The organism is Mesorhizobium sp. C395A, assembly GCF_030323205.1.
Taxonomy (GTDB): domain Bacteria; phylum Pseudomonadota; class Alphaproteobacteria; order Rhizobiales; family Rhizobiaceae; genus Mesorhizobium.
Genome location: NZ_CP100473.1, coordinates 161,709 through 185,926 on the forward strand (window position 1 = coordinate 161,709; position 24,218 = coordinate 185,926).

Annotated in this window: 21 protein-coding genes; 3 read left to right on the top strand and 18 right to left on the bottom strand. The window is 64.5% G+C overall.

Annotated elements, in window-relative coordinates:
- Positions 1 to 271: 271 nt before the first annotated feature.
- The 3 genes from NLY37_RS00730 to NLY37_RS00740 are packed head-to-tail and all read left to right on the top strand — an operon-like array spanning position 272 to position 4,212.
- Entirely contained in the window at positions 272 to 2,605 is a 2,334-nt protein-coding gene (locus NLY37_RS00730; protein ID WP_023740619.1) for a type VI secretion system Vgr family protein, read from the top strand.
- A gap of 1 nt (position 2,606) precedes the next feature.
- Positions 2,607 to 3,041 (top strand): DUF6484 domain-containing protein, encoded by a 435-nt coding sequence (locus NLY37_RS00735; protein ID WP_023692191.1) that lies wholly within the window; start codon positions 2,607 to 2,609, stop codon positions 3,039 to 3,041.
- On the top strand, positions 3,019 to 4,212 hold the full coding sequence (locus tag NLY37_RS00740) for a hypothetical protein (RefSeq protein WP_156933885.1): 1,194 nt from the start codon (positions 3,019 to 3,021) through the stop codon (positions 4,210 to 4,212). The genes NLY37_RS00735 and NLY37_RS00740 overlap by 23 nt, the downstream gene beginning before the upstream one ends.
- Before the next feature lie 30 nt (positions 4,213 to 4,242).
- Here NLY37_RS00740 and NLY37_RS00745 read toward each other — a convergent pair whose 3' ends face one another.
- Genes NLY37_RS00745 through tssA form a run of 18 tightly spaced genes read right to left on the bottom strand, consistent with a single transcriptional unit; the run spans position 4,243 to position 24,181 of the window.
- A complete protein-coding gene (locus tag NLY37_RS00745) occupies positions 4,243 to 5,295 on the bottom strand; it encodes a hypothetical protein (RefSeq protein ID WP_023692189.1) in 1,053 nt (350 codons plus the stop codon).
- Positions 5,283 to 6,368: a DUF2169 family type VI secretion system accessory protein gene (locus NLY37_RS00750; protein ID WP_023692188.1), complete on the bottom strand. Its 1,086-nt coding sequence runs from the start codon at positions 6,366 to 6,368 to the stop codon at positions 5,283 to 5,285. The genes NLY37_RS00745 and NLY37_RS00750 overlap by 13 nt, the downstream gene beginning before the upstream one ends.
- Before the next feature lie 6 nt (positions 6,369 to 6,374).
- On the bottom strand, positions 6,375 to 6,863 hold the full coding sequence (locus NLY37_RS00755) for a hypothetical protein (RefSeq protein ID WP_023692187.1): 489 nt from the start codon (positions 6,861 to 6,863) through the stop codon (positions 6,375 to 6,377).
- Complete coding sequence (locus NLY37_RS00760; RefSeq protein ID WP_023692186.1) at positions 6,863 to 7,255, bottom strand: hypothetical protein; 393 nt, start codon at positions 7,253 to 7,255, stop codon at positions 6,863 to 6,865. The genes NLY37_RS00755 and NLY37_RS00760 overlap by 1 nt, the downstream gene beginning before the upstream one ends.
- Before the next feature lie 3 nt (positions 7,256 to 7,258).
- A complete protein-coding gene (locus NLY37_RS00765) occupies positions 7,259 to 8,068 on the bottom strand; it encodes a DUF4150 domain-containing protein (protein ID WP_198024917.1) in 810 nt (269 codons plus the stop codon).
- A gap of 29 nt (positions 8,069 to 8,097) precedes the next feature.
- A complete protein-coding gene (tagF, locus tag NLY37_RS00770; RefSeq protein ID WP_023692184.1) occupies positions 8,098 to 8,640 on the bottom strand; it encodes a type VI secretion system-associated protein TagF in 543 nt (180 codons plus the stop codon).
- Complete coding sequence (gene tssM, locus NLY37_RS00775; RefSeq protein WP_286441293.1) at positions 8,622 to 12,161, bottom strand: type VI secretion system membrane subunit TssM; 3,540 nt, start codon at positions 12,159 to 12,161, stop codon at positions 8,622 to 8,624. The genes tagF and tssM overlap by 19 nt, the downstream gene beginning before the upstream one ends.
- A 1-nt stretch (position 12,162) precedes the next feature.
- Positions 12,163 to 13,488, bottom strand: coding sequence for a type IVB secretion system protein IcmH/DotU (icmH, locus tag NLY37_RS00780; protein WP_023709960.1), 1,326 nt, complete (start codon positions 13,486 to 13,488; stop codon positions 12,163 to 12,165).
- Between the two features lie 4 nt (positions 13,489 to 13,492).
- A complete protein-coding gene (gene tssK, locus NLY37_RS00785) occupies positions 13,493 to 14,827 on the bottom strand; it encodes a type VI secretion system baseplate subunit TssK (protein ID WP_023692181.1) in 1,335 nt (444 codons plus the stop codon).
- A 57-nt stretch (positions 14,828 to 14,884) separates the two neighbouring features.
- The gene (gene tssJ, locus NLY37_RS00790; RefSeq protein ID WP_023740621.1) at positions 14,885 to 15,337 is read right to left on the bottom strand and encodes a type VI secretion system lipoprotein TssJ; all 453 of its coding nucleotides are present in this window, start codon (positions 15,335 to 15,337) and stop codon (positions 14,885 to 14,887) included.
- A gap of 3 nt (positions 15,338 to 15,340) precedes the next feature.
- Positions 15,341 to 16,825: a type VI secretion system-associated FHA domain protein TagH gene (tagH, locus tag NLY37_RS00795; RefSeq protein WP_023740622.1), complete on the bottom strand. Its 1,485-nt coding sequence runs from the start codon at positions 16,823 to 16,825 to the stop codon at positions 15,341 to 15,343.
- The gene (gene tssG, locus NLY37_RS00800) at positions 16,822 to 17,865 is read right to left on the bottom strand and encodes a type VI secretion system baseplate subunit TssG (protein WP_023740623.1); all 1,044 of its coding nucleotides are present in this window, start codon (positions 17,863 to 17,865) and stop codon (positions 16,822 to 16,824) included. Before tssG ends, tagH begins: the two co-directional genes overlap by 4 nt.
- Positions 17,829 to 19,703 (bottom strand): type VI secretion system baseplate subunit TssF, encoded by a 1,875-nt coding sequence (gene tssF, locus NLY37_RS00805; protein WP_023740624.1) that lies wholly within the window; start codon positions 19,701 to 19,703, stop codon positions 17,829 to 17,831. Before tssF ends, tssG begins: the two co-directional genes overlap by 37 nt.
- A gap of 3 nt (positions 19,704 to 19,706) precedes the next feature.
- Positions 19,707 to 20,462, bottom strand: a complete 756-nt coding sequence (gene tssE, locus NLY37_RS00810) for a type VI secretion system baseplate subunit TssE (protein ID WP_023740625.1) — start codon at positions 20,460 to 20,462, stop codon at positions 19,707 to 19,709.
- Positions 20,449 to 20,898, bottom strand: a complete 450-nt coding sequence (locus NLY37_RS00815) for an Hcp family type VI secretion system effector (RefSeq protein WP_023673716.1) — start codon at positions 20,896 to 20,898, stop codon at positions 20,449 to 20,451. Before NLY37_RS00815 ends, tssE begins: the two co-directional genes overlap by 14 nt.
- Before the next feature lie 52 nt (positions 20,899 to 20,950).
- Positions 20,951 to 22,456, bottom strand: coding sequence for a type VI secretion system contractile sheath large subunit (tssC, locus tag NLY37_RS00820; protein ID WP_023682611.1), 1,506 nt, complete (start codon positions 22,454 to 22,456; stop codon positions 20,951 to 20,953).
- A gap of 3 nt (positions 22,457 to 22,459) precedes the next feature.
- Positions 22,460 to 22,996 carry a type VI secretion system contractile sheath small subunit gene (tssB, locus tag NLY37_RS00825; RefSeq protein ID WP_023673718.1) on the bottom strand — a complete coding sequence of 179 codons (537 nt, stop codon included), beginning with the start codon at positions 22,994 to 22,996 and terminating at the stop codon, positions 22,460 to 22,462.
- A 6-nt stretch (positions 22,997 to 23,002) separates the two neighbouring features.
- Positions 23,003 to 24,181 carry a type VI secretion system protein TssA gene (gene tssA, locus NLY37_RS00830; RefSeq protein ID WP_023708140.1) on the bottom strand — a complete coding sequence of 393 codons (1,179 nt, stop codon included), beginning with the start codon at positions 24,179 to 24,181 and terminating at the stop codon, positions 23,003 to 23,005.
- Between the last annotated feature and the right edge of the window lie 37 nt (positions 24,182 to 24,218).

The window sequence follows — 24,218 nt, forward strand, 5'->3', positions numbered from 1 at the left end:
GCGCTATGGACCGTCGACCGCTGCCGTTTCCATTGATCCGATGTGCCACAGTCTAGCAGCTTGCGGGCACAGCGGGAGAGCGGCGTTTCACACTGGCGAAAGCGGCGCCAACAGCAACTGCCTGCCGCTTGTCCTCTTTGGTCTGCCATAGAACATGTGGTAGGCTCAACATGGCTTGGGTGGCAAGTTGCGAAATGTCCCTGAACGTGAGGTCGTTAACACAAGAAGGGCATCGAACCTGCCACACTAGCGCTCAGGAGGGGCACGACCCATGCCGAGTGAACAACGCGCCGCGCTTGTGCAGACGCCGGTCGGCGCCGAACTGTTGACTTTCACGCATCTCGTCGGCCGCGACGAGATCAGCCGCTGCCTTGCCTACACCGTTGGATTTGTCTCGACCAATGCCGATATCGACCCGCTGAAGATGCTGGGCGGCGCCGTTTCGATCGAAGGCGAGGCCGATCCCAAACGCTGGTTCAGCGGCCTTATCGCCGAGTTTCGCCTTACCCGCATCGAAGATCGGCTGGCTCACTATGAGGCGGTCGTCAGGCCGTGGCTGTGGTTCCTCGGCAATACCACCGACTGCCGCATTTTCCAGGACAAGACCGCCGTCGAGATCGTCGAGGAGATCTTCTCCAAATATGGCGGCATCGCCAAGTTCGAGAAGCGCTTGCAAGGCTCCTATCCGCCGCGCGAATATTGCGTGCAATATGACGAGAGCGACCTCGATTTCGTGCAGCGGCTGCTCGAGCATGAAGGCATAATGTACTTCTTCGAGCATGCCGAGGGCGAGCACACGCTGATCCTGGCCGACGCCATGAGCAAGCTGAAGCCGGCGCCGGGCTATGAGACGGTGCTATATCAGTTCGAAGGGCAGGGCTCGCGCCGCGACGTCGAATACATCACCGACTGGATTCCAGGCAGCGCGGTGCGCCCCGGCGCCTATGCCCACACCGACTATGACTTCGAAAAACCCGCCGCCGATTTGATGGCGAAGTCGGCGCAGCCCTTCGGCCACAAGCAGGCCGCGGGCGAGAACTATCGCCACCCCGGCGCGCATCTGGAAGTCGGGCGCGGCGACAGCCTGGCGGCGATCAGGCGCGAAGAAATCCAGGCGCCACACCTGCGCATTGCCGCCGTCGGCACGGTGCGCGGCCTGTTTTCCGGCTGCACCTTCAAGCTCGACGGCTTTCCGCGCGACGACCAGAACAAGGACTATCTGGTGCTCAGCGCCGAGTACCGACTGTTCGATCCGGGTTACCGCGCCGGCGTCGACACCGATGGCGAGAATTTCAAGGTGGTGCTCGGCTTGGCGCCGACCTCAGTTGCTTATCGGCCGCCGCGCATGACGCCAAGGCCGATCATGCGCGGGCCGCAGACGGCGACGGTGGTCGGTCCCTCCGGCGAGGAGATCTTCACCGACAAATATGCCCGGGTGAAGGTGCAGTTCCACTGGGATCGCCTCGGCAAGAAGGACCAGAAGAGCTCCTGCTTCGTGCGGGTGTCGCAGACCTGGGCCGGCAGCGGCTGGGGCTTCATCCAGATCCCGCGCATCGGCCAGGAAGTCATCGTCGATTTCATCGAAGGCAATCCGGATCTGCCGATCATCACCGGCAGGGTCTACAACGCCTCGCAGATGCCGCCCTACGGCCTGCCCGGAAACGCCACGCAGTCGGGCTGGAAGTCCAACTCGTCGAAGGGCGGTGGCGGCTACAACGAGCTGATGTTCGAAGACAAGGCCGGCTCGGAGCTCGTCAACTTCCAGGCGCAGAAGGACCATCACCTTCTGATCAAGCACGACCGCAACAAGACGGTGCAGCACGACCAGTCCGACCGCATCGACCACGACGCCAAGCACTCCGTCGGCCACAATCTCGACGAGGACGTCGGCAACAACAAGACGGTCAAGGTCGGCGTCGATCAGACGACGAATATTGGCTCGAACGATACAGAGACGGTGGGCAAGAATCGCTCGCTGACGGTGGGGGTCGATGAAACGATCGGCATCGGGTCGAACTCGACGGAGACCATCGGCGCCAATCACACGCAGACCGTGGCGATCGTGCAGACGATCACGGTGGGCGCGGCCCGCGTCGACAGTGTCGGCGCGGCAGAGACCAGAAGCGTCGGTGCGGTGCAGACGAACCAGATCGGCGCATCGCGCTCGATGACGGTGGGCGCCGGACAGACGCACACAATAGGCGCGGCGGACAGCTGGACAATCGGCGCCGCCCAGAGCGTGACCGTTGGCGCGGACCAGAGTTTCGCTATCGGCGGTGCGCAGTCGTCGCAGATCGGCAAAGCCAGGTCGGCAAAGATCGCCGCCGACGATGCGACCGATGTCGGAGGTGGGTACGCGCTCAAAGTCGGCAAGGGCAGCGGCATCCAGGTTGCCGAAGACAGCACCATCAAGGTCGGCAAGAAGCTGATGATCGATGCCACCGACGAGATCACGTTGGTATGCGGCGATGCCTCGATCAACATGAAGAAGGATGGCACGATTTCCATCAAGGGCAAGGACATCCGCATCCAGGGCAGCGGCGATGTTCAGGTCAAAGCTGACGGCGACGTCAAGATCAAGGGTAGCAATGTCTTCAACAACTGAAATGACTGGACGCGACGAATCGGTTGAACGCATCGACGGGGTCGTCATCGGGCTGTTGATCGGCTTCGAGGATGGCGCGCCGCTGGTGGTGTTCGTCGGCAATCCCGGCGAGACGGCGCTCAGGGCTCGCAGCCTGGCGAGGCTCGACTCCTCGGCAGTCGGCGCGGAGGTGGCGCTGCTTTTCGAAGGCGGCGATCCGAGCCGCCCGCTCGTCGTCGGGCGCATCGTGGAACCGACACACACGAGCGAACAAGTGCAGGTGGTTCGCGACGGCGAAACCGTGACGCTGAAGGCCAAGGAGCGTATCGAGCTGCGTTGCGGCCTGGCCTCCATCATCCTGGAGAAGAACGGCCGCATCTCGATCCGCGGCAGTCAGTTGAGCAGCCAGGCAAGCGGTGTGAACCGTGTGCGGGGTGCGGCTGTTCATCTCAACTGAGACGTCCATGCAGCAAATTGCGACAATCCCGGCGATTATCGAGCAGCATGTCGAGGATGCCGCGTTCCTGTGGCACCGTCGTGCAAAGGAGATCGACGGTCCCGTGATGGGCGCTTTCGACATCGGCCGTATTGACCAGCGGCTCGACGCCAATCTCGATGGGCTGTTCGCGGCGGGCCAGGCAGCATGGGATCTCGCGGCGGCACGCTTTGCCGACTACCAGGAGCCGCCCGAACTGTTTCTGCTGGGAGCTCTGGCATTCGAATGGCAATCCGCGCCCGCTATCAAGTTTGTCCTCGAGAGTGCGGGGCCGCTTGGCAAGCGTGGGCTGTCGGCGCTGTCCGGCGCGGTTGCGCGCAGCTCGCCTGACAGGTTGAAGCCGTTCGTTGCGCGCTGGCTGGATTCGCCAGTCGCAATGGAGCGTGCGTTGGGCGTCGGCGCACTGCATCACCACAGCGTCAATCCCGGACCCAGGCTTGCGCAGTTGCTGACCGACCGTGACGCCGAAGTGCGTCGCCGGGCGTTGAAGCTTGCGGGTGCGCTGCGCCGTCGCGATGTGGTCGGCGAGGTTGCGGCCTGTCTGCAGGCGCGGGGCGCCGACGAACGGCTGGAGGCGGCGGTAGCGGCCTGCCTGCTGGGCGAGGCGCGGCTGGCGCAGCCCGTGCTCGACAAGATGCTTGTCAGCCACCCGAAGCTTGCGGGAGCCGCCATGGAAATCCGGCTGCTCACCACACCATCGATTGCGGCGCAGTCTTGGTGGCAGCAATTCGCATCCTCTCCAGCAACGCGGCAGGTGGCAGTCGCGACGAGCGGACTGCTGGGTGACAAGACGATAGTGCCGTGGCTCATCGAGAAGATGCAGTCGCCGGAACTTGCCTACGCTGCAGGGCTGGCGCTGCGCGACCTGATCGAGATTGATTTTAACGATACAGATGTGTTCGTCACGGACGCGGCCAAGCTCGGGCCGGAGTTCGAGACTATTGAGGCGACGCCACTGCCCTCTGCTTCGCAGGCACAGGCTTGGTGGGACAATGGCAGGGGTCCGGCGAGGTTCGAAAAATTCCAATCCATGCGGCGGCTGAAGGTGGATGCCATCAGGGGAGCGCTTGCCAACGCGGAGATCGCGCTGACCAACTGGCGGCGTTCACAGCCAATTCCGGCGTGGATGTGAAGATCCGTCCAGCTCCGCGGGGAGACGCGATCAGCCGCGCCGGACCGCGCTCACAAGCGCGGCAGCGCGCATGCCGGCTTCCGAAGTGGCTTCGCACATGGCGACTTTGCCAGGGGCATAGGCCTTGGCGAAGCTGTCGGCGGCAATGAGCAGTGTGAGCGCGCCGGCACCGGCGCCGATATCGCCTATCGTCATCGCGGGATAGGCCATTGGAAGGGTCTCGCGGCGCGTCCGGTAGAAGCGTGGACGTCCGATCAAACCCTCCCAGGCGCTATACCGTTCACCATTGTCGTTGCTGACGATAAACTTGATGTCGGGCTCGGTCGGCCCCTTGCCCTCGATTGCGGCGCGGCAGGCAGCTACCAAAGCTCGACCCTGGCTGTGATTTTCCGACAGCACGGAGTTTTCCTCCAAAGCAGCGCCGACGCCGTGAATAACGCATTGGGCCGGCAAATCGCGACCGGGCGAACGGCGCAGGCAGACGATGGCGGCGCCTTCGCCCGGCACAAGGCCTTGCGCGTTATCCTCGGCCTTCAGGCGGTTGGCGGCCATGAGGCGGGCGATATCCTTGTCGTTCACCAGGCTGTCGACGCCACCCAGCAGAACCTGCTCAACACCCGGCGTTGCAAGGAGGTCCGCCGCCTTGCCCAGCAGTCCGATGCAGGCCGCCGCGCCACCGTCGACCACGCGCGAGGTGGGATGGAACCTTTCGCCCAGCGTGTCTTGCAGGTCGGTGAGAAACACGCTGGCCGGCCTCTCCGAGAAGGCCAGATGTTCCCGGAACGCCTCCGGCGTCACCAGCAGCAAAGCGCTGGCGCCAGCTGCGACACCACCCTTTTCCAGCGCCTCGCTCACGGCGCGTGCAGCCATGCTGGTGAGCCACGCGTTTTCGGTGAGGCGAAGGGAGTAGTGCGAGGGAATGCGGGAAACGGTCTGATCGTCGCCGAACGGGTCGACGAGGGTACGCCGCTCGAACGCGGAAAGGCTGGCCCGAATCGCCGCCAGTGTCTGGCGCGCATTGAGGCCGGCCGGTGTAACGGCGCCACCGCCCATAATGTAGATCGGAGCCTTCAGCCCAGCCATGTCGCCCTCTCGGCAATCAGTCCGTCGTCGCCGCGCGGGCTGAGATAGGCTTTGCGCTTGCGTCGAGCGAGGAGAAAGGCTGGCGTCACATGGCCGAAGACGATCTCCCTGAGTGCGGGTGTGTTGCGCCTGGTGACCATGGACAAGCGCGACTTCAGCGTAACGCGGCGCAAATCCGGCTCGATGATGACCGTGTCGATGCGGAAGGGACGATCCTCCGCACGGTCGTCGTAAAGCAGGCGGATTGGCGCCACGACGCGCGGCAGATGGAAGTTCCAGCGGCCATCCGGCGTCATGCCGATGACGCTGATCTCCTCGCCTTCGTTCAGCTGCTGTAACTGCTGATCGGCGGGCGCGCAGAGATTGTAGCGCGCATCGAAATCCCTTGGCGGAAGAGGCCATTGATTGTCGATCCAGGCCTGATCGTAAGTACCCGCCAATGGCAGTCTTGGATGCCAGCCGCGGCCAACCACCCCAAACCCGGCCGGCCTTGACTGATCGGATGGGCTACGGAACGGCTCATTGGCATAGGTGACGTTTGGTGCGTGTGTCTTCACGGCTTTGTCCGCAGAGCGGGCATGATGGAAGCCGACGCCAAGCGGATTGCGTAGATCGGTCCTGCCGTTATCGTCGGTTCCGCCATATGCACGCTCGTAGACGATCGGCATCCTGGCGAAGGGATGCGGCTGGCTGTAGCCGCCCGCATCGTAGAGGCGATCGCCGGTCACGTTGAGCACCTTGCGGATGCTGGCGAGCTTCAACCCGACCTGCATTTCAGCGACGCGCCCTTCGCGCGGCGCGTATGCTTGGCCGTTCAAGATCACGTCGATCCCAGGCTTGGTCCACGCAATCTCACCTTCGTAACGGGTTGACGAGCAGGCAGGGTCGCCGAACGGTACGTCTCCAAAGCTCACCGGGAGTTGCTCCGCGGCCGGCTGAAATTGCCTGGCATCTTCCGACATATCGAAGCTGGCCGAGAAAACGGCTAGGAAAACCTCATTGCCGTCCGCATTTGCCTGGACAAACGTGCCGGCAACGAATGGCGTACGATTCTCGATCCAGATCGCAAACATTATGGTTCAGCACCAATTGCCTTTTTCGTTCTGACCGATGGGCCAATAGGGCATGCAGGCGACAAGCTTGACCAACTCCTGCTCGCCGGCGTCGATCAGCCATTGCAGCAGGAAGGTCTCGGCCGCGACCCCAGCCTCTTCGCCCGCAGTGACGTTGACCGTGACGCATTTCAACCAATAGCGGCGTATCACCCAGACCACATTCGGACTGGCTGCGGCACCTGCTACGCGGTCGTTGAAGGCTTTCTCGAGGGCCTTCTCGCGGCTGCCCTGAAGCTCTTCTTCGGTGGAGATGATGTCTGTCCACCACTCAACCGCAATGTCGTAGGCATCCGTCAACTCCGCCACATACTCGGCGAACAGGGTTTTGTGCATCGGGCTGGCCTCGTCGTGCCCGCGAGCGACGCGGATGTCAGACGACGGGGCGACATCACGAGGCTGCGCCAGCAAACGCCTGATACCGAGTTCGGGACTGTAGCGTGTGATCAGTGCCACTATTCAACCTCGTCGTCGGGATTCATGGCCATCGGCACGAAGCACAGGCCATCGATGATAGGTTGGAGTTCCGGGGCGAAATGCCGGATGTTGATGATGAGGATTTCGACAGGCCACTCGAAACTCTGGCTTCGGCCGCTGCTGTCAATGCCCCATTTCTCCTCCGGCTCGTCGCCCTCAGCGACTTGCGCATTGTTCCAGGCAACAATCTCAAGATAATGCTTGCGGAAGATCGCCAACACCCGCGGATGCCCCGCGATACCCGTCGGCCAGCGCTTCCAGACTGCCTGCCCCTCATCTGCGACCATGTCGTCCCACCAATCCTCCAACTCAGGCTGGATGGTGAGCAGTTCGCCTATGTAGCTGTCTCTGATTTCTTCTATGTCACGCATCGCTCATCGCCCAAGTTTCACAGGCATATCGTCGATAAAGTTCTTGGCATAGCTAGCGGCTGGAGAGCCTTGCGATGTTGAGCACCTGCCACAATGCGGCTTGACCGACTGCGGCGTCGAAAAATGAGCCAAAAATGCGTCGGGCGATATCTTCATGTTGCAGCCACCCATCTCCCACGCGACGCAAAGCGGCGGTTGATGATCATGGACCATCTCCTGCTTCATCTCGCCCTTGGGAGGAGTTGCAACCAGCTTCGAGTGGCGACCCCTTCTGGTCTTTTTGCATTGCCAGCAGGCCTTGCCATTCACCTTGGCCGCCTGGTCATCGTTGCGCTTGGGGCGGTGTGCGACCCGGTCGTATTTTTCCGCACACTTCGTGGTCTTTTGGTCTTTGGTCAAGGTCGCCAGAAACTTGTTGAACGCGGCCGGGTTGACGCAATTGGGCGGCGGGTCGCTGGCGGTATTCTGGTCCATCGTATCGCCATGACGGTCGACGCCTTTGCCTTCCGCCTTTACCGTGAACGACCATAGCTTGAAGACGCCCTTGCCCTTGATTTTGTGAGTTATGACCCCCGCGCCGAGGCCTTGGGTGGCCGGCTCGTTGCCGGTGCTGGTGGAGATTTCCGAGGCATTCTCGATGGCTGTCGGTTCGCCATCGATCTTGACGCTCTTCGTGCCCTTGGTCAGGTCGGATGACGACAGCATATTGACGTAGGGTACCGGAACCGGACCCGCGGGCGGGGATGGCGGCGAGAGGCAGACATCGCCGGGCGCAATGCCTTGGCCGTTGCTGCCCTTGTGGAAAAAGCCCATCTTCTCGGCATAGACAGTGAGCCCCATGGTCAGAACTCCTGCGGCACGGCGCGCGCCGCGCGCATCGCCGGCAGCGCGTTGTCCGCGAGGTCATGAATGTCAGCAAAGGCGAGTTCACGCACCTCCCAGTCATCCGTCCAGAAGACTATGCGCTTCACAGTGGAGAATTCCCTTGGCGGTTCCAATGCCCGCAGGTGCGCCGCGATATACTCCTGATCCCAACGTTCGTTCACAGTCAGTTTGGCGATGTTGGCCATGCCCTCGAACCATGGATCCGTAGCCTCTGGCATCGCGCCAACGCCTACGACAGCGAACGGATAGCGGCGGCCGACACGGTCCTGACTCATACGCCAGGCGCCGGCGCAGGGTTGTTCGCCGAAAATCGCGTCCTGAACGATGAAACGCCAGACTCGGTCGTCGATATCCTCGTGCTCATCGGGCCGGTCGCGCAACTCCATCGACATCCAGCGGTCCCAGCGGTCGATGAAAGTCCGCGGCAGGTTTACGGCGACGAAGTCCCCGGTCGCTGGAATCTTGCCGAAGAAGCCGGTGTTCAGATCTGCGGCGGACATGAGAATTTCTTGAACATCTGGAGGTTGTAGGGATTTTCCACGCTCGCCGCCTTGAGCTTGAAGTCGGCGTACATGCCTTTCGTTCCGAGCCGCAGGCTGTAGACGTCGGACAGCGACGTGCCGGTGAAGCGGCCTGCGCGCAGCATCCTCAGCCACGCCCAGCTTCCCGTCTCGTTGAGCATGATTTCGGGCGAGCCGTCGATCGGCTGGAAGGCGAGCGAGATGACGCCGGTGCCGTCCTTGCCGGGCCAGGTCATCGGTTGCGGTCGCGTCGCATTGTTGAAATAGACCAGGTTCTGGCCATCGAGGTTGAGCGTGACGCGGGTCACGTTGGGCGACAGGTCGGTCGGCTCGAGCGTGAAGGCCATCACCGGGCCCTGGCCGCCGGGAAAGAGATCGTCGCGGATGCGCCGCGCCTGCTCGAAGGCGGCGAGCGCCGATGGGTCGAGGCCGAAATCGGCACGCCATTTCCAAGGCTGCGCCGAGGTGTCGACATAGCCGATGAGATGGTCGTTGATGAAGCCGTCGATCATCCCTGCCGGTCCGAACAGGCGGGCGAAGTCGCGCACGTTGACGTCGACGGCACTGTCGGGGCTGAACGGATAGCGGTCGTTGAGCGCGGCCTGGCAGAAGGGCAGGATGTCGGCGCGCCAGATGGCGTTGAGCTCGGAGGCCACGGCCTTCTGCGTCAACCCGCTGGTGTCGCCGGCAATGCCGCTCAGCCAGGTGTTGACCGGGTCGGGCAGGATTTGCGCCTGGCGGGCGACGGCGCCGGTCAGTTCGGCAAGCCCGCCCTGTTTCTTGATCGCGTCCTGCGGGTCGGGATTGGCGGTCACCGTCTGCAGCACGTTGGACAGCGCCGTCAGCGCGACGACCGCGGCATCGAGCGCCGGCGGCTGGCCGTCGACCTCGGCAATCGTGCTCTTGAGCGGCTTGAAGTGTTCGGCCACCAACGTGCCGGTCAGGTCGACTTCGCTGGCCGATCCTGCGCGCGGCAATAGCTTGGCGCCGGTCTTGACGATCTTGCCCAGTTTGCCGAGCTTGCCCAGCAGTTTCGAGCCGCCCTTCGCCGCCGCCTTGTCGTCACCGGCCGGCGCGTCGTCCGAGCGGGTGAGGTCGACCTCCTGGACCACCGCCGTCAACAGCCGCTTCAACGCGGAATCGGCACTGGAAAGGTCTTTCAGATTCTCGCTGGCAATGTTGAGGTCGCTGAGCGGCGCCAGCCGCATGTCGCGCAAAAAACTGTCCCACTGCGCGATATAGTCGTCATAGTAGAGCTTCAGGATATCTTCCGACAGCGCCGACACCGACGTCTCGGAATTTTCCGAGCAGCCGCCGGCAAACACCGCGCGGTCGAGTGCCGCCTGGGCGGCGACATCCTCGACCCGGTCGAGGATCGCATCGTGGAAGCCGTCATAGGTGAAGGCGCCTGATATGCCGACGCGCAGCGTCTTGTCGGAGCGTCGCGAAAACACCTTGGCGCCGTTCGGCCCGGCGAAATTGGCGGGGATCCATTCCTTCAATCCGGCCACCGCCGGATCGGCCAGCAATTGCTTGTAGGCCCGCGCCGGCAGCGAGATCGTGCAGACCGTTTTCAGCGCTTCGGCGACCAGCGCCTGGTCGGGCGCGATGTAGCTGTCGTCGACCGCCATGCGGCGGATCGCTGCCAGCTGGTGTTCTTCCGCATCGGCTGTCGGGAAGGGCGCGGCCGGCGCGAATTCGGGCAGGTCGTTCACCCACCAATTCTCGACGAAGTCGGAGTCCATCTGAGACAGGCCGGTCATCATGCGGTAGGTCTTGAGCGCCCCCAGCATGAAGTCCGGATCGCGGATCTGCCGCCACATGGTCGCTTCGAGCAGCGCCACCATCCGCGGCTCCAGCACGTTGCGCAGAGCGTGGTCATAGGTGTCGGTCTGCGCCCGCATCATCTCGGCCGAAGCCGATGGTCCGAGCAGGTCCTGTGCCTTGTTCGGAGGCGCAGTCCTGGCATTGACGACTTCGTCCATGGCGGTCAGGGCAACGTCCATAGCCGGCTGCAGCACCGAGGCGGGCGTCGCGGCGGTCGACGTCAGCGGCGCCTGCAGTGCTTCGAACTGGCCGGCTTGCGCGGCGATGGCGTTGCGGTTGTCGTAGTAGGACCAGGTGAACAGGCCGCCGGCGAGTATGGCCGCAGCCGCGCAGGCAGCGGCGGCACCGCGCCAGATCCAGCTGCGGCGGCGCTGCGCCGGCGGATCGAAGGTGCCGAGCCCGGCCTCCTTGAAGATCACCTCGGTCAAAAGGTTCTTGAGGAAGAAGCTGCGCTTCTCGAAGCGCTGCGCCGGCATCGTGCGTCGTGCCGGCAGGCCGAAGGAGGAGGCGAGCGCCGCGGTCAGCCGGTCGGTCGGCGCGCCTTCCTGGGTCGCCGAGGTCAGATAGAGGCCGCGCAGCCAGGCCGCCTCCTCGTAGCGGCTCTCGCCGAACATCGCCTCGACCAGCACCTGGATCGGCTCGGACAGGCTTTGCAGCTGTGCGGGAAAGCGGAAGATCTCGGCCCGTTCGGCCAGCTTGTCCTCGTCTTCCAGCCGCGGCACCAACCGCTTTTCCAGCCCCCTCGACAGCGTCGTGATTTCGCCCGCGATCGTCTTGGCGTCGACGCGTGCATCGAGCGGGAAGGTCGTCCCCCATACCTGTTCGCGCGCCGCCGTCGACAGGCCGCTGAAGAAGGCCTCGAAGCCTCTGATCAGGTCGGCCTTGGTCAGCATGAGATAGACCGGCAAGCGGATTTCCAGCCGCTCCTCGAGCTCGGCCAGGCGCCTGCGGATCTTGCGGCCATGCGCCTTGACGGCTTCGTCGCCCTCGGACAGCGCGTCGATCCCAAGCGCAACGATGACGCCGTTGAGCGCACGACGGCCACGATGCTTCTTCAACAGATCGAGGAAGCCCAGCCATTCCACGGCGTCGACATCGGGCTGGCTTTCCTGCTGGACATAGCGGCCAGCGGTGTCGATCATCACTGCGTTTTCGGAGAAGAACCAGTCGCAGTTACGGGTACCGCCGATGCCCTGCAGATCGTCGGTCAGGTCGATCGGAAAGTTGAGGCCGGATTGGCGCAAGGCCGTCGTCTTGCCGGTCGCCGGGGGGCCGACGATCACATACCACGGCATCTCGCGCAGGAACTTGCGGCCGCCGAGCTTGCGGCGCTTCAACTCGACCATGACGTCCTGGAACTTGGCGCCGACCGCGGCGACGTTTTCCTCGCCCGGGCTGAGCCGCTTTTCCTCGACCGGGGCGGAAATCTCGGCGACGAACATGCGATTGGCGCGGATCGCGCGGCGCTGCGCGACAATCAGCCAGATCAGCCAGAAGATCACCAGAAGAGCGATGATGACGATGCGCACCGTCTCCGACGCCATCGGCACATAGTCGCCGACCCGTACGATCGGGCCGAATACCCAGATGATCAGCGACAGCAGCGCCAGGCCGATCAGCGTCCACAGGAAACGCGAAGTCAGGACCGCCCAGAGGAAGCGCAGGATGAACATGTCACAGCCTCTTTTCGACCAGCACTTCGACGCGGCGGTTCAAGGCCCGCCCTTCGCGTGTGCCGTCGTCGGCCACCGGATCGGTGGCGGCCCGGCCTTCGGAGCGCACGCGCTCCTTCGGCACGCCGTTCTGAATCAGGATATCGGCAATTTCCGCGGCGCGGGCTTCCGACAGCCGCTGGTTGGTGGACAGTGGGTTGGTCTTTTGCAAGGGAACGCCGTCGGTGTGGCCGACCACGGTGATATCGCCGATCAGCTCCTGGTTCTCGAGGATCACCCTGGCGACCGAGGCGATGAGCGGATCGAAGCCGTCTGTCAGCTGCGCGCGCGACGACTGGAAGAGTTCGGGATTGGAGGCCTGGATGACCAGCCGCGCCAGCGACACGCTCTCCGTGCCGCTCAGCGCTCTCTTGAGCTCGTCCGGCGCCGCCGCCTGGAATTCCGGCAGCAGCGCGAAATCCACGGCCACCGGCGGCGGCGCGTCGACCTTCGGCGAAGCGCGGGTGACATCCGTACGCGTCGGCGGCGGCAGTGCGCGCACCAGCGCCGAAAGCTCGACCGCCTGGCTGCTCAGGCTCATCGACAGGCCGATATGGATGGCTGTCGCGATCACCGCCGCTGCCGCAACCATCACCCAGATCGGCACGATGAAGCGCTGCGGTTCGTCGGAGGCGATCACGCCTTTCCAGTTGGGCGACAGCGGTGCGCCTTCGCCGTCGCTGTCGCGCAGGAAACGCGCGGCCGCCACACGCACGGCATTGAGCGAACGGTCGCCCGAGCGGCCCGGCACGCGATATTTGCCGCGGAAGCCGAGCGCCATGCAGTGATATTGCAGCTCCAGCATTTCGCGGTCGCGGTTGGGGTGGCGCTCCAGCTCTTCAAGACGGGCGAAGAATTGCGCGCCGGCGTCGACGTCGCCGCGCAGCATCACCACCAGCGGCTGGCGCGGCCAGGCGCTGGCCCCGCCCCACGGCGTATTCAGCGCCAGATCATCGAGCAACGCAGCCACCAGCCACGCGGCCTGGTCGGCGCGCTCGAGCGAGGAGCCCTGCGCCATGGTGGTGTCGCGGCAGCGCACAAGTTCGTCGAGCAGCCTGGTGCGCAGGGCTTCCGGGTTCTCCGGCGGCTGCGCGTTTTCGAGTTCGGGTGCAAATTCCAGCAGCGGCGAGAACGCGTTGACGAGCACGTTCGGATGCGCGCGCGCGGAGCGCTTCGCGGTGACGCCCGACGCCGGCAGCGGCATGGCGCGCGGCGTCGGCGCTCCGCTCAGGCGGATGCGCGTCCGCTCCCGATCCTCGGACAGTCCGAACGGATCGTCCCTGCTCATCATCTCACCTGTTGACCGAGTAGCAGTCGACCTGCGGTTCGCTGGGCAGCACGCCCGAAACGCCGATCACAAAACCCGGCGCTTCGAGCAGCGAGGCCCAGTGCTCGCTTTTCTGGTCCAGTTCGAGACACAGCCGGTCGCCGTCATAGGGAATTTCGCGCGGCTGCGAATGAAGGGGCTTCAGCGGAATGCCGGGCAGGCGTGATTTCCACAGCCCTTCGAATTCGCTGGCCGAGCCGACCGTCGCCTGGTTGACGAAAATCTTGCGCAAGGCATCCTCCGACAGTTCGGAGCCGATCCGCACCACGATGCGGCTCGCCACCAGAAGTTTCGGGTTGTCGATGCGGATCTTCCACACATTGGTGGCATGGCGCATGACCGGCAGGGCGCGCGATTTCGGCTCGATGTAGCGCAGGCTGAGGATCAGCGAACGCAGCGCATCGGCCAGCGCCGAATAGGCGGGTCCGGGCGCCATGTGGTCGTAGACAGGCAGTTCGCCGAGCCGCCTTGCGCTCGAACCGTAGGTCGCCATCGAGCCGGCAAGGCCGGCAAGTTCCATGTAGACCTCAGCCGGATGGAAAACGTCCTGCGCCAGCATGTGCGCCAGCCGCGGCCGCGCGGCGTTGACCAAATTGAGGATCAGAAGATCCTCGACGCTGCGGCCGGGGCCGCCCAGCACCATCTTGCCATGCGCCTCGGCGATCTGGTCGAGGCCGGTGACCACTTCCTGCAGCAGGCGGCTGTACCAGGACGCCGCGCCGATGACCAAGGTCGGCGGCAGGAAGGTGTCGTCCAAGGCCACGCCGCCATCGGCGCGCACGCCCTTGAGTTCGGCCACCGGCAGCGCGGTGTAACCGCCGACGGCCGTGCCCGGCGTCAGCAACAGCGCCTGCGGCCGCGCAATCTCGATTTCCTCGGGGTCGGAGCCGCCATGCACGGCGTCGCGCACCGAGACGATCCGGCCGCGATAGCGCGCGCCGGACGGCTCGGCGTGAGCGGGGTCGAAGCCGACGCCGCCTGGCGGTTCGAGCGGCAGCGCTATCAGCACCGGTCCAGCGCCCATCTCCGGCGTCACCGCCAGCGGCCGCGGCGCATCCATCGTCTCGGGGATCGCGAACGGCGTCCCGTCTGGAAAGATGCCGCGTGCCGAGAGCACCGAGATCTGGCCGGCATCGAGCTGTGCCTGATCGAGCGTCAGCGTTCGAAAGCCGAACGTATGCAGATGCCCGGCCTGCAAGGCGCCGCGCACCGTCGCTTCGAAGAAGCGGTCCTGTTGCTGGAAATGCTGGGTGCGGAGGAACAGTCCCTCCGACCACAGCACCCTGTTTGCATCGCTCATGCCGGCACTCTCTGCTTCCTGCTCATCATGTTGCGCGGCTTTGCGGACCCGCCGCCGCTAGGCGGAAATGCCGCCGCTGCCGAGCTTCACATTGACGGTGAACTTCGATCCCGGCGACACCGACTTGGTCGTGCGCCAGTTGCGTCCGGTGGGTTCCCTGATCAGCGCGACGAAGCCGAGTGCGGCCACTTCCGGTTCGACCGTGATGGTCTTCGATGCGGTCTTGCCGGGTCCGACCGAAATCGTATCGGAGCCGATGAGATCGCCGCCAAGTGCCGCGCCGGCGCCGCCCTGCAGGGCGAAGTAGTCGGCCGAATTGAAAGCGCCGGTGCTCTTCAGGCGTAGGATCATTACAGTCACCGGCCTGTCGCCGCCGCCCGGTCCCGGGTTCATGCCGGCGCCGCCGGCGAGGTTTACGGTGATGACGGATGGTTTCGGCGGGCCGCTCTGGCAAGCCGTCAGCAGTCCCGTCGCTCCGATGGCAAAAATAAATTCGCGTCTGTCGATCATGTCTCAGTCCTCCTCATATGCATCACGAAAATCAGCGCCGATCTCGCCCAGAAAACGCGTCTCGGCGCTGTGAGCGATTTCACGGTGGCGTTTCTGGTACAATTCCCAGAGCTTGGCGCCGCGCCCGCCGGTCAGCAGATTGCCGATCGCCGAGCTCGACTTCAGTTCCTGCTCGATCGCCGCCGGATCGAAGCGGTCGATCATGCGCTTGAGCGCGCCCTGCACGCCGCGCCAGGCGCGAACGTGATGCTGCGCCAGATCGCGCACCGCGTCCTGGATCGCCGCTTCGGCGCCGAGGAAACCGGGGCTGCGCTCGGCCAGAATGGTTACCAGCGCATCGTCGACCGAGGGCAGGAATTTGAGCGGGTTGACCTCGGACGCGCCAACCACGGTCTGCGCGACGCGAGCGTTGCCCTTCTCTTCGGCGCGCTTGCGCAAAAGCTGCATCAGCCCATCCATCATCAGCCGGTACTCGCGGCCGAATTTTTCCATGTCGGCCACCGGATCGCCGCCGGGAAAATCGGCCTCGTCCATGCCCATGCCGCGCAGGAAAGCGGCGCGCAATTCCGCGTCCGACGGTCCGGCTGACGGCCGCGCCGCGGATTGGCGGACAGGAGCGCGTGGTGGCGGTGGAGACGGGGGAGGCGGTGGCTGCGGTGGCGATGGCTCGACCGCGCGGACTGGCAGATCCCAGGGCGCTGCAGAGAGGGCAGGCGAGGGCGCATCGGTTGCACCGCCATCCGTCGCGCCGGCGTCGAGGCTGGTGGACCCGGCAGGGCCGAAACCAAACCCGTCATCGTAGGCCGGCGGCTTCTCAGGATTGGATCTGCTCGGCTCTCTCGACAGCGGCGCGGAGTCGAGGCCGAAGGGATCGTCGAACGATGGCTTGGCGCCGTTTCTGTCAGTGGGCTCGGCCACCGGCGTTGCCACAGGGTCGAGGCTGAACGGATCGTCGAACGCCTGCGAGCTGCGTTCATCGGACCGCGCACGCGCGAATGCGCCGGGCACCGGCTTTTCGAATGGATCGGGCAGGTTGGCAGGGCGTGGCCGTCCCGGCTCTTCTTCCGTGGTGGACGAAAAGAAATCGTCGCCGCCGAGGCTGACCGGCGCCCGCGACGCCGCCGGCTTACTGGCAGGCGCTGAAGGCCTGGAGGCCGGCGCCTCGGTCTTCGCCGTCTGCAAATCGACCCACACCACATAGTCGCCCAGTCGCAGTCGCATGCCGCTTTGCAGGCGCGCGGTATTTCCCGCGCCGAGCGGGCTGGCGGCATCGTCGATGAACAACCCGCTGCTGGAGGTATCGGTGACGAAATAGCCGCCCTGCTTGCTGGTGATCTTGCAGTGGGCGCGCGAGACGAACATGTCGGGATCGTTGATCTGCCAGTCGGCGTCGGCGCTGCGGCCGATTACCAGCTCGCCCTCGTCCAGCCGCGCCTGCCGCGTGACTTGCGCGCGTGGTCCCTGTTCGAGAGTCAGAAGCAGGCTCATGCCGCCACCTCTTCCCGCCAGCCGACGATGGTCCGCAACCGCATGTCGTCGGCGTCCCCCTTTTCGACCGGTCGCGCCAGCCAGGTGGTGCGGGCAAGCTGGACGGTGCCGAGCTTCGCCGGCGGCACTGCCTTTGCCGCAAGCACGATCCTGAGATCGACATCGATGGTCTCGCCGATCAGGTCGCGCACCGCCTGCTTCAACAGCTTCAGCCGCTCGCCGCCGGGCAGGAAGGCCTTGTAATCGACATAGCTGAGCGCACCGATGCGCAGTTCGATCCGGCTTTGCCGGCTGAAGCTGCGCGGGCCGATGGTGGCGCTGCGGCCGAGTGTGGCATAGCTGCCGGCAAGCCGCGTCTGCAGCGCCTTGGGGATGGTCATCCAGGCCGCGACGAACTCCTTCAGCACCACCGGCACTTTGAAGGCTTCGGCCAGGAACAGCGTCAGTCGCTCGGGGCCGTCGACTTGGGCAGCGAGCGAGGCGGCCTGGCGAAGTTTTACTGTATCGAGTTCGGCATCCTGCGTGCCCGGCAGCCCGATGCCGGCCATCGCTTCCAGCATGGAACGGACGCGGCCGCCGACACCGCGTTCGACCTGCACAGCCGGATGCGCATCCGCCCAGGCCCGATAGTAGAGTGCGATCATCCTGTGCTGCAGGATATTGACAAAATCGACGAAGGTCGTGTCGCTCGTCTGCCGCGCCTCGGCGCCGGCATACCAGCGTTGCGACAGGCGATCGAGCACCCAGCGCGTCAGATGCAGTGGCATCGGCCCTTCGGGTCCGAGCAGGCCGAGATTGTTGACCGTGACGCGTGCCGGCGACTTGTCCGTCGGCTCGCGGAAATCCACCACGTCCTGCACTGCGAAGGACAGCCGCACATTCTGGCCGAGCCTTGCCGGCTCGCGGTCCGGCCGGCCGGAATGGCCGAACAGGCCGCCTTGCCGTTCGAGCCGGCGCAGCAGTTCGAAAAAGTCGAAACTCTCGGACAGGGTTGCGGCTCGCTCTAGATCAGGTAGCGATTGCCGGGCGTCATCGGCCATGGCACATCCTCCTGTTTCTGGAGCAACCGCGTGCGCGTGCGCACGAACCCGTTAATGCCGGCATGGCGGGCAAACAGCCGCGACAGCAGGCCCGACAGCAGCAGAGTGCTCTGTCCCGCCAGCACCGACTGGTCGACATGCAGCGTCACTTCCGTGCCGCGGCCGAAGCACATCGGCCCTTCGATCGCCAGCCTTTCGATCACCGCGCGCGAGTCGATGCGCACGATCGAGCGCACATTGCGGGCGAGCCCGGGGTCGCCGCGCTCGGCATAGAGATCGAGCAGCGCGTGCAGCGGATCGACGCCGCGGCCTTCCTTGGCCAGACTGAGGAAGTTGAGCGCCAGCTGTGACACCAGCCGCCAGGCCAGGTCGTCGGCGCGCGACTCGCCGTCGGCGCCGGTCGGCAGCGCTGCCGGGATCGCCGGCTGCGGCGAACGCAATGCGCCGAGCAGCCGGACCGTCTCCACAGGGTCGCCGGCTTCCAGCGTCAGGGTCGGCGTGTCGTCGAGGATGGCCAGGTCGCGATTAGTGCAAAGCGCCATGATATCGACGCGCTTGAGCGGCCTGTTGGCCTGGCTGTGGACCGGGCGCGAGATCGCCAGGAAGACGTCGTCGCCGGCATAGGAGGTGCGGGTCACCCCCTGGCGCCGCTCGTCCTCGGTTGGCCGGCGCGGCCGCCGCTCGGTCGAATAGACCCAGCCGCTGCCGCGGTTTTGCCCGAGGCTGAACAGCTCCGGTATCTCGGCATCGGGCCCCTCGGCATCGGCGTCCTCGACGCGGATGACCCGGTAGATTTCAAAGTCGCGCGCCCGCGTACGGTCGGCATGCAACACCTGCCGCGTCTTGCGCTGGTCGAGCTCGATGACGTTGCACTCGCGCTCGAAGAGATTGATGATCGGCGTCGCGAACAGATCAAAATCCGCCGGCGTCAGGTCGGCGAGCTCGGGCACGGGACGCCTGAACAAAAAGACGATTTCGAGCCCGGCCTGGCATTTACGCACGACCGGCAGCAAGCCGGTGACGCGCGTATAATGGAAGCGCTCGGGCATCATGAAATATTCGCGTAGCAGGCGGTAGCCTTCGAAGGTCGGCCGCGTGCGCGGCATCAGCGCTTCGGCATCTGCGATGCCCACCATCTCCGGCGCCGGTAGCGGCGACAATGGATTGGTCTTGCCTTCCGGTCGTGCGCCGACACCGGAGCAGACGCCGAAGATGGCGTCGAAGATCAGCGGCGCCTTGGTGCGGTTGGCGAAATAGAAGTCGAGCCGGTCGAGCGCCAGTTCGTCGAGCTTGCCCTTTCCGGTCCGGGCAAGCGTGATGCGAAGTGCCGCTTCGCCACCCTTGCCGCTGATCGGGCCAATACCGGCGGCGGCAAGCGCGCTGCGGTCCTGGAAATAGCCGACCGAACTGATCGCGATCGGAAACAGCGTCATGTCCTGCGCGGTGGTGAAGGTGCAGCGCGTCGACAGGCCGGCCTGCAAGCTGGAGACCAGCCGCGTGCCGCGCTTGACGACATGGCCGGCAAGCATCGTCTGCACCTGCTGGCCGGGCTTCAGCACCACCATGGCGGTTGCCGGCGCCGGTGTGACCAGATCGGGGTAAAGCACGTCGAGGATGCTGCGCGAAAACCGCGAGCGCTCGGCATCCACCTTCAGGCGCGTGCGCGCGGCGAGGAAGGCGACACCGTCGAGCAGCCGCTCGACATAAGGGTCGGGACACGGCACCGTATCCAGCGACAAATTGCGGGCGACCGCCGGATGCATGTCGGCGAACTCCGCCGCCAGCCCGCGTATGTGGGACAGTTCCTCCTCGTAATATTCTACGAAGACCCGGTCCATCTCTCAGGCTTCCCTGAACTCGGTGCGCGCCAGTCCGTTGTCGAGATTGATCGTCGTGCGCAGGCGCATGCGCTCGGGCGTCGGCGTCATGATCAGCACGGCGTCGATCTCGATCTTCAGGCCGGTCTTGTCGCCGAGGTTGACCGTGACTTTCGTCGCGCTCTCCTTCAGCCGCGGCTCGAAGGTGGCAAGCACGGCGCGGATCTCGCGTGCCAGAACATCGCGGTCGAAGTCGCGCGACGACCGGCCCGAGAAGGACGGCACGCCATAATTGACCACGCTGCGGCGCACCTCCGGAAAATCGGCCAGCGATGTCGGACTGTCGGTCATCTGCTCGGCCTCATGATCGGAAAGCAGCGGCGCGGACTCGTAACGCTCGGTGTTGAACAACGCCTCGATGTCGCGCCGCACGGCTTCGCGCAGCACATCGGGCGACACCACGATGCCTCGGCTTTCAAGCTCGCCACGGTGCCGGTTCTGAAACGCCAGCCGGTGCAGCCGGCGCTTCTGGTCGGGGTTCAATGCGTCATCGGCGTCGATGCGCCTCGGTCCGTCTGCCAGCAGCTCGTCCAGGCGCTCTGCGCCAAGCTCCTCCTGCAGAGCCTGCCTGAGCCCGTCTATCTCCGAGCTCAGGCCCGGCAGGTCGTTGACGAGGCGGTCCCACAGCGAAGGCTGTACCGCCTCGCGCTTGGCCCGTGAACCGCCCGCCTGTACTTTGTCGGCGGCAGGGCGCTTTGCTCGCCCCTCACTTGCCGACATAGACATCCATTTCGGCTTCGTCATTGTCGTCATAGACGAACTTGATCTTCTTGTAGGCGAAGGAGACTTCCTCCTGGATCAGGTCGGCTTCATCATCGGCCTGCGACATGTCGTATTCCATGATCGAGGCGTCGGTCAGGGTAACGACCAGATAGTCCTTGCTCTCGCCGTCGATGGTCCGCCGAGCGGAGAATTTGACCTCGTCCAGCGCCTTGTTTTCGAACAGGGCCTTGGCCAGATAGGGTGAGGCCTTGTCGTAGTGCTTGGTGAACTTGATCATGCCCATCGACACGCGGCCTCGGCGCGAGAGGGAATTGGGGTCGTAGGGCGCGACCATCTTGTAATCGACGCCATGGATTTCGATCTCGTCGTCATGGCCGTCGCGCGTGCTGGGCCCCTTGATATCCGGAACTTTCAGAAAACCATCGATCTTCATTGTGGGCATTTTCGTTCTCCACCGCTTTCAAACAAAGGTTTGGTTGCTGCAATCAGGTCTTCACGGACGGCAATTCCGACACCAGCCTGAGCGAGGCGTTGATGCCCTCCAGTTGGTAGTGCGGGCGCAGATAGAAGCGGGCGTTGTAGTAGCCCGGCCGGCCCTCCACGCTGTCGACCTGCACCTCGGCGGCGGCAAGCGGACGCTTGGCGCGTGCCTTGTCGTCGGCGAAGGCCGGGTTGGCCAGCACGTACCGGTTGATCCACTCGGTCAACCAGATCTGCATGTCGGTGCGTTCCTTGAACGAGCCGACCTTGTCGCGCGCAATCGCCTTGAGGTAGTGGGCAAAGCGCGAGACCGGGAACAGGTAGGGCAGGTTGGCAGAGAGCCGCTCGTTGGACTGGGCGTCGGGGTCGACCAGGCGGCCCGCCCGCGTCTCGTCATCCTGCAGCGAGTGGGCGCCGATGAAGGCCGCGAGATCGGTGTTCTTGCGGTGCAGGATCGGCATCAGCCCGAGCTTGGCCAGTTCCGCCTCGCGCCGGTCGTCGATGGCGACTTCCGTCGGGCATTTCATCGCGATCGAGCCGTCATCGGTCGGGAACGAGTGCACCGGCAGGTTAAGCACCGTGCCGCCATTTTCGACGCCGCGGATCTGGGTGCCCCAGCCATAGAGCTTGTGGCTGCGGTTGATGTTGACGCCCATCGGGAAGGCAGCGTTCATCCAGACATATTTGTTGTGGTCGCCCTGCACTTCCTCCTCGAAGGAGAAGCCCTTGACCGGCACGGTCTCGGAGCCGTAGGGCAGCCGCGCCAGCACGCGCGGCATGGTCAGCCCGATATAGCGCGCATCCTCGCTCTCGCGCAGCGATTGCCACGAGGCGTAGGCCGGGTTGGAGACGATCTGCTGCAGGTCCTGCGGGTTGGGCAGTTCCTGCCAGCTGTCCATGCGGAACAGCCGTGGCGAGGCGGCGGCGATGAACGGCGTGTGCGCCGAGGCGCAGATGCCGGAGATGTTGCGCAACAGGCCGACGTCGCGCGGGTGGTTGGAGAACTCGTAGGCGCCGATGACGCAGCCGATCGGTTCGCCGCCGAGCATCGAATACTCGTCGGTGTAGACTTTCTTGAAGATCGGGCTCTGGTCCCACATCTGGCCTTCATAGTCTTCGAGCGTATCGGCCAGCTGCTCCTTGGAAATGTTCATCACCCGGATCTTCAGCTTCTGATCCGTCTCGGTGTTGTTGATGAGGTACCAGAGGCCGCGCCAGGTGCCTTCCATCTGCCGCACTTCCGGCGCGTGCAGGATTTCGTTGACCTGGGTCGTCAGCATCTTGTCGATACCGGCGATCAACGACTTGATCGACTTGATCGAGTTGGACGAGATCGTCGTCGTCTCGGAGCGCGACTGCGCCGCCAGAGCCAGGTTGCGCACCAGCTGCTGCAGCTTCTCGCTGTCGTCCTTCTTGACCTTGAAGTCCTTCTCCAAGAGCTGGCTGAATTCACCGAGATCGACGGCCTCGGCCTCGGCGACGGATGCTGCGGTCTTTTGCTGTTCGGCCATGATCTATTCCTCACCCTTGTCGTCGGACAGCGCCTGGGCGGCGATCTGGCCAAGCAGCGGCTGGTTGTTCAGCAATTGGGCGATGCGCTTTTCGGCATCGACGCGGCCGTCCATGAAGCCGAGCAGCTCCTCGAGCTGGCGCCGCATCTTGAGGATTTCGGCCAGTTGCGGGACCTGTTCGGCGATCTTGTCGGGGGCGAAATCGCCCATCTTGGTGAAGGTCAGGTCGAGCGCCAGTTCTTCGTCGCGCTCCTGTCCCTCGGCCTGCGGCAGCGTGTTCTTCACCCGCGCCTTGACCCTGGGTCCCAGCGCTTCCATGAATTTGGGGAAGCGGTTGGCATCGGTCTCGACAAAGGAACGGTCGAGCACCGTCTTGGACGCTTCCCTGGTCTGCGATGCGCCCGACAGGTCGGCCATCACGCCCATGACGAACGGCAGTTCAATCGTCGTCGGGCTGCCGTAGGTTTCGACATCGTAGGCGATCTGCACGCGCGGGGCGCGATTTCGCTCGATGACCTTCGCTTTGCTTTCGGCTGGCATGTGTTGCTACCTTTCATCCTTCTGGGCAGTCTTCTTGGCGTCGGGAACGCCGGCGAGCAGCCGGAATTCCTTGAGCCCCGACGGGGCGAGGTCTTCCATCAGTTCAACGAAATCCATGTGCACCATCCTGCGCACCCGGCGGGCGAGATGCGGGATCGGGCTCGACGGCTCGGTGCGGTCGTAGAACGCGACCACAAGGTCTAGGCACTTCACCACATCGTCGCGCGAGGAAATCCTGTCCGGGAGCCCCGCACCGGTCTCAGCGTAGCTTGCCATCGTCTCGGCTCCATGACCGTTTCTGACCGGCGCGGCCGGGCTTGCCGCGGCAGCAGCCGGGCTGGCGGCTCCCTTCGTCGCTGCCTCTTCCGTGGTCTCGACCGCCGTGTTGCGTTCCAGCGTCGTCAGCACGCGCTGCAAAAATCGTTTCAGGTCCGGGACGGCAGCCCCGTTGCTGTCAAGACGGGCATTCAGGGCCGTATCGACCGCGTCGAGCGCCTCGATCGCTGCGTGCGCCCCGGCGATGAGCGCTGTCATCTGTTCACCGGCCTGGTCCTGATGGGCGGCACAACCGCTGCCCACCCGGTTCAGGAGCTGTCCGTGCGCGCTGACCAGCGCTGCCTTCTCCGTGGCATTCAATCCCGACGCCGCTTCCTGAAGCATGACGCGATCGTCGAGCGCACCCTGTTCGAGATCGCGTCCGCTGATCGGCCCGATGGGACGAGGAGCGAAGAAGACCATCTGCCTGAGGTTCGCCAGCAGGCCTTCCTGGCCGTTCTGCAGGTCGGCCAGCGCGTTGAGGCGGCGCAAGGCGGCCTCGCGTGGTTGGGGGCTGGCCCGCAGCGCCGGATGCATCGTCTCCCAATGCGTCTCGAAGGTCCTTGAAATCAGGGTCAGGCCCTGTGCCAGTCCGGCCAGCCCCTCTTCATTGGCCAGCGCCCGTGCGACAATGACAAGCAAGCGCAGGTCGCGGCCATGCGAACGCAACTCCTCGGCCTTGCCGAGCACGGCAGGCCAGTCGACCGGAATGGTCGATTGCGCGGCTGGCTTGTTGCGCCCGTCATGGACGACCTTGACCTGCGGCTCCGTGAGCCGCTCCAGCTCATGAAAAGCCGGATCGTTGCGCAAGTCTTCGCCTGACGGATTTTCACCGTCCAGCGGAGCAAGCCAGAGTGCGAGATCGATCACAGATACCCCCGGCGACCGGCTCTAAAACCGTACGTGA